Source organism: Paenisporosarcina sp. P4_E4_2, from assembly GCF_056401595.1.
The window spans coordinates 1-5,102 of sequence record NZ_JBFUJC010000229.1 but is presented as its reverse complement, the minus strand read 5'-3'; the positions used below and the strand labels follow the sequence as shown (position 1 = coordinate 5,102).

Below are 5,102 nucleotides of genomic sequence, written 5' to 3'. Positions count from 1 at the left end.
TTTATCAAGCAACCAACAGTAATGTTATGTTCATAGGCTGCTCTGATTAAATAGCTACTAAGACTTTCAACTAAACCTGTTTCTATTCCGACTGGTTCAATATTGTATAAATGACTTCTATGATAAATATGTTCTTTCAAGTAAAAGACACCTCGTATTTCAAATCAACTTTGAATTAATCTTTACTCTTTTAGATTTTTTAATGCATTATAAAGTAGTTTCCTTATATTACGGTTTATACGGATTTCTCCACTTAGAAAAATAGCTCTCCGTGTCAAGGAATTTATTTTTCAATTATAATTCACATTTTTGTATTTTCTTTATGTTCATTCAATAGACAATTAAATAGTCAAATCCATTTATATATACATTTAGCAGATAGAGCAACTCACCTCTCAAAATCTAAGTAGTGCATTTACTATATTATTTGCCAAAAAAATCTCCTAAACACTAATCTTAAACTCTTCAATACAAGATAGGGATTAGTATGATAATTTTCATTGATTTTTAGTCACAAATATTTTTTAAACTTACTTTATTTATTAAAAATTTTGGAAAAACCTTATATTCAATCATAAAATTTCCTAAAAAAAAATAAAGCATAAAGTTTCCAAAAGGAAATTTTATGCTTTATGTCACATGACACTGTATAAAATCATATGATTTCATAATATGGAGACGGCGGGAATCGAACCCGCGTCCAGAAACTCCAACACTTAAGCTTCTACGCGTGTATCTTGCCTATTGAGGTTTCGCGCAGCATTATGCCGACAAGCGGGCGTCTTGTGCGCTAACTTGAAAGTCTCTTCTCGGCGGCTCAAGTCGCACCGACGATCGTATCCCACTAAGAGTGAGCTCGTACAGGACCACATGGGCGATGGTCAAGACAAGCAACATTGTCAGCTTACGCTGCGAATGCTAGGTTTTGGTTTTTGCCAGTTATTATAAAATGACGTTGATACGGAGCCGATCCCTCCGACGCGCAACTTAAGCTCAGACCATCCCTGTCGAATCCGTAACGTCCCCTTATAGGATAATCATAAAGTCTTTTAACTCTTTATGATAAAGGATGTTCGGGTAAACAAAAAGTTCAGCTGGCAAAGCTGTAAATCTATTATAAGGCAAAATTGGTCAAAATTCAAGTACCATCAATCTTGATTGCGGGATTTGAATGCACGTTCAATATCTCGCTTCGCTTCTTTCTTCTTGAGATCATCGCGTTTATCGTAATTCTTTTTCCCTTTACCCATGCCGATTAACACTTTGGCAAAGCCATCCTTCATGTACATTTTGATGGGAATGATTGAATAGCCATCTTGTTTTGAAAGACCGATCAATTCACTGATTTGTTTTTTATGCAGTAACAGTTTCCTAGAACGCAATGGTTCATGGTTGAATCGGTTTCCTTGTTCATATGGGCTGATGTGCATATTCGAAATCCATGCTTCATTGTTACGAATGCGGACGAATGCATCCTTCAGCTGAACTTTCCCGTTACGAACGGATTTGATTTCCGTACCTTGAAGCACAATTCCTGCTTCAATTGTTTCATCAATAAAATAATCGTGATTGGCTTTCTTGTTCTGCGCAACCACTTTCCCAGTTCCTTTTGGCATCTGTTACACCTCGCTGTCAAGAAAAGCGCAAAGCACCACTCTAGCCTACACCAACGCTAAAACTACCGAATGGAAGTGCATTCTTATCGGTAGGTTGGCTAAAGTCACCGCGTCCTGCGGTAACGCCTTCATGACCCACATCCAGTGGGTCCAAGCTTTGGCGTAGGCTGGCGCTTGAGCTAGACATAACATAATTTTATAGTTTATTAGCTTTGTGGAAATGAGCGGCTAACCGCCGCTCCTATTACTTACTTTTTCTTACGCTTACGACTGCTTTTATTTTTCTTGGCAATGTCTTCATAAAACTTTTTCTTTTGATTCACGCCTTTTTTTGGTCCTGGCGATGATTTATCAGCAGAAGATTTACCTCTTCCTGCTCCTTCTTTTCGTTTCGCATGAATGACTTTCGGCGTTTCCTTGCGAGGAGGACGATTGAAAGTTTTGACCATACCGACAATTTCAAAGTCGATAGCAGATTCTTCAGGTTTAACAGATGTGACACGAACCGTAACTTCATCTCCGATTCGGAATTGTTTTCCTGCTCTTTCACCAATCATCATCATCTGACGATCATCAAATCGGTAATAGTCATCTGTCATATTACTTACATGCACGAGTCCTTCAATTGTATTCTGAAGTTCGATAAACATACCAAAGTTTGTTACAGAGCTGACGATACCTTCAAACTCTTCACCAATCTTATCTGCCATGTATTGCGCTTTCTTCAATGATTCTGTATCTCGCTCTGCATCCACCGCACGGCGTTCACGTCCAGAAGTATGGTCAGCAATTTCATCCATCACTGCACCCCAATGGGCCACTGTCGGTTTTGAAACATCTCCATTAATTAAATATGTTCGAATTAATCGGTGAACGATTAAATCTGGATAACGACGAATCGGTGATGTGAAATGCGTATAGTAGTCCGTCGATAATCCGAAATGGCCTAAACTTTCCGCATGATACTTCGCTTGTTGCATGGAACGTAACATCATCGTTGAAATAACCGGTTCTTCTGGTAGTCCTTCGATGGACTCTACGATTTCCTGCAACGCACGTGGATGAATTTCATTACCCGAACCTTTTACCACGATACCGAAATTTGTAATGAATTCGAAGAAACGTTGAAGCTTTTCAGGTTTTGGATCTTCGTGAATACGGTAGATGAACGGTACATCCATCCAGTGGAAATGCTCTGCAACTGTTTCGTTCGCAGCTAACATGAATTCTTCAATCAAGCGCTCAGCGATCGTACGTTCACGAATGACAACATCCGTTGGCCATCCATCTTCGTCCACCAAAATTTTTGATTCCTTGAAATCAAAATCAATCGCACCGCGGTCTGCACGTTTTTGACGTAAAACATCAGCCAGTTCTGCCATTAATTCGAACATGGGAACTAAATCACGGTAGCGTTCGATTAGTGCTTCATCTTTTTCTTCGACAATCTTGAAAACATCCGTGTATGTCATACGTTCTGTTGTTTTGATGACACTTTGGAAGATTTCATGTGATACGACTTTCCCACTGCCATCAATCACCATTTCACATGATAATGTCAAGCGGTCCACTTTTGGATTTAATGAACAAATTCCGTTAGAAAGACGGTGTGGAAGCATTGGGATTACACGGTCAGTCAAATAGACACTCGTCGCACGTTCATACGCTTCGGTATCCATTGGCGAACCGTCAGTTACATAGTGACTAACGTCTGCAATGTGAACTCCGAGTTTGTATGTTCCATCTGCATTCTTCGTGACTGTTACGGCGTCATCCAAGTCTTTTGCATCTGCTCCATCAATCGTCACGATAACTTCATTTCGAAGATCACGTCGACCTTCCAAGTCCGCTTCAGTGATCTCATCAGGCACTGCATTAGCTTGATCCAATACTGGTTTCGGGAATTCCGTTTCGATTCCATGCTTATGGATGATTGATAAAATATCGACACCAGGATCATTTTTATGTCCAAGAATTTGTGTAACCATACCTGTTGCTGATTTACGACCTTCTGGCCATCCAGTAATTTCTACAACTACTTTATGTCCTTCCATCGCGCCAAGTGTATCTTCTTTCGCAATGAAAATATCCATTGAGATTTTTTTATCGTCAGGAAGTACAAAGCCAAAGCCTTTGTTATCCTGGAACTGACCGACCACTTTCGTGATGCCGCGTTCAGTAATTTTTGTAATCGAGCCTTCACGTCTATCGCCTGAGCTTGCGCTCGAAACACGAACTAAAACGCTATCTCCATTCATTGCTCCATTGATTTCTGTTGGTGGAATGAAAATATCATCCATACCTTCTTCTTCCGGTGAAACAAATCCAAATCCTCTTGGATGTCCAATGAACTTCCCTTTTAATAAATTCATTTGTTGCGGGAGTCCATAACGGTTCGATCTTGAGCGGATGACATCGCCTTGTGTTTCCAATCGGGCAAGCGTCTTCACTAATTCCTTGAATTCCTCGGAATACTCCAGCTCAAGCTTTGATTCTAATTCCTGAACGGTCATTGGTTTATAATCTTCTTCTCGTAATATCGCGAATAATTGTTCTTCTAAAGATTGTTCCATGTTTCATCCCTCCTTCTATCAGCGTGTGCGTGCATGGCAATTTTTACACATGCCAGTCAAGCGATTGTAAAAATTCTAAAATATCTTCGTGCAATTGCTCTTTTTCCTGATCAAGTGTAATTACATGGCCCGATTGTTCGTACCATTTAATCTGCTTTTCAAATGATTCCGCCTGATTATATATAATATTAGCCGAGTCCACATCAATAACACTATCTTGACGGCCTTGCACAACAAAAAGTGGTGCATAGACATGATCCACATGATCACGAACGTTATACACGAGATTTCGTAATTCAGGTAGTGAATCCATCGAAGTCTTTTGAAGTGCTTCTACTTCTTCTTCGATAAGTGATGTGTCTTTTCCTTCATAGCGCTTATAATCCCTCGCATATTTCAATACACCTTCATACATGAGTTCAGTAGTCTTCATGGACATTGGTGCACACATCGTCACGATACCCTTTACAGGAACGGTATACCCTAATTTCAGTGAAAAGACACCACCTAATGATAATCCTGCCACAGCAATTTCTTCGTATCCAGCAGCCTTCAATTGATCATAGCCACGCATGACATCTTTCCACCAATCAGCAGGTCCACTTTGAATCAATTCTTCCGGTGGAACACCATGCCCTTTATAATGAGGAGCCAATGATGTGTACCCATTCTTTTCTAAAAAACGGCCAAGCATGCGTACATCTGATGAGTTCCCAGTAAATCCATGCAACAATAATACGGCTCTTTTACCCGCTTCAAAAAAGAACGGTTTGGGTTGCGCAATTCGCATTAAAAAAACCTCTCCTTTACAAAACACATCATTCAATCAGTATGTATCTAAATAATGTTTTTAATTATGACATCCAACTTTTCCCATCATTTCATGGAATAAGAAAACGCCTAACCAATTCAG

General features: G+C 39.7%; 3 protein-coding genes and 1 other RNA gene. All 4 read right to left on the bottom strand.

Features of this window, described 5'->3' with window-relative positions; translation table 11 throughout:
* Positions 1-670: 670 nt before the first annotated feature.
* Positions 671-1,026, bottom strand: a transfer-messenger RNA (tmRNA) gene (ssrA, locus tag AC1DSB_RS14135).
* A gap of 122 nt (positions 1,027-1,148) precedes the next feature.
* Positions 1,149-1,616, bottom strand: a complete 468-nt coding sequence (gene smpB / locus AC1DSB_RS14130) for an SsrA-binding protein SmpB (protein WP_016429072.1) — start codon at positions 1,614-1,616, stop codon at positions 1,149-1,151.
* A 248-nt stretch (positions 1,617-1,864) separates the two neighbouring features.
* Positions 1,865-4,189 carry a ribonuclease R gene (gene rnr / locus AC1DSB_RS14125; protein WP_477531421.1) on the bottom strand — a complete coding sequence of 775 codons (2,325 nt, stop codon included), beginning with the start codon at positions 4,187-4,189 and terminating at the stop codon, positions 1,865-1,867.
* Positions 4,190-4,232: 43 nt separating this feature from the next.
* Positions 4,233-4,979: an alpha/beta hydrolase gene (locus AC1DSB_RS14120; protein WP_477531420.1), complete on the bottom strand. Its 747-nt coding sequence runs from the start codon at positions 4,977-4,979 to the stop codon at positions 4,233-4,235.
* Between the last annotated feature and the right edge of the window lie 123 nt (positions 4,980-5,102).

Coding starts and splice junctions, on each gene's coding strand:
- smpB (WP_016429072.1), bottom strand. CDS start 1,616: ATGCCAAAAGGAACTGGGAAAGTGGTTGCGCAGAACAAGAAAGCCAAT.
- AC1DSB_RS14120 (WP_477531420.1), bottom strand. CDS start 4,979: ATGCGAATTGCGCAACCCAAACCGTTCTTTTTTGAAGCGGGTAAAAGA.
- rnr (WP_477531421.1), bottom strand. CDS start 4,189: ATGGAACAATCTTTAGAAGAACAATTATTCGCGATATTACGAGAAGAA.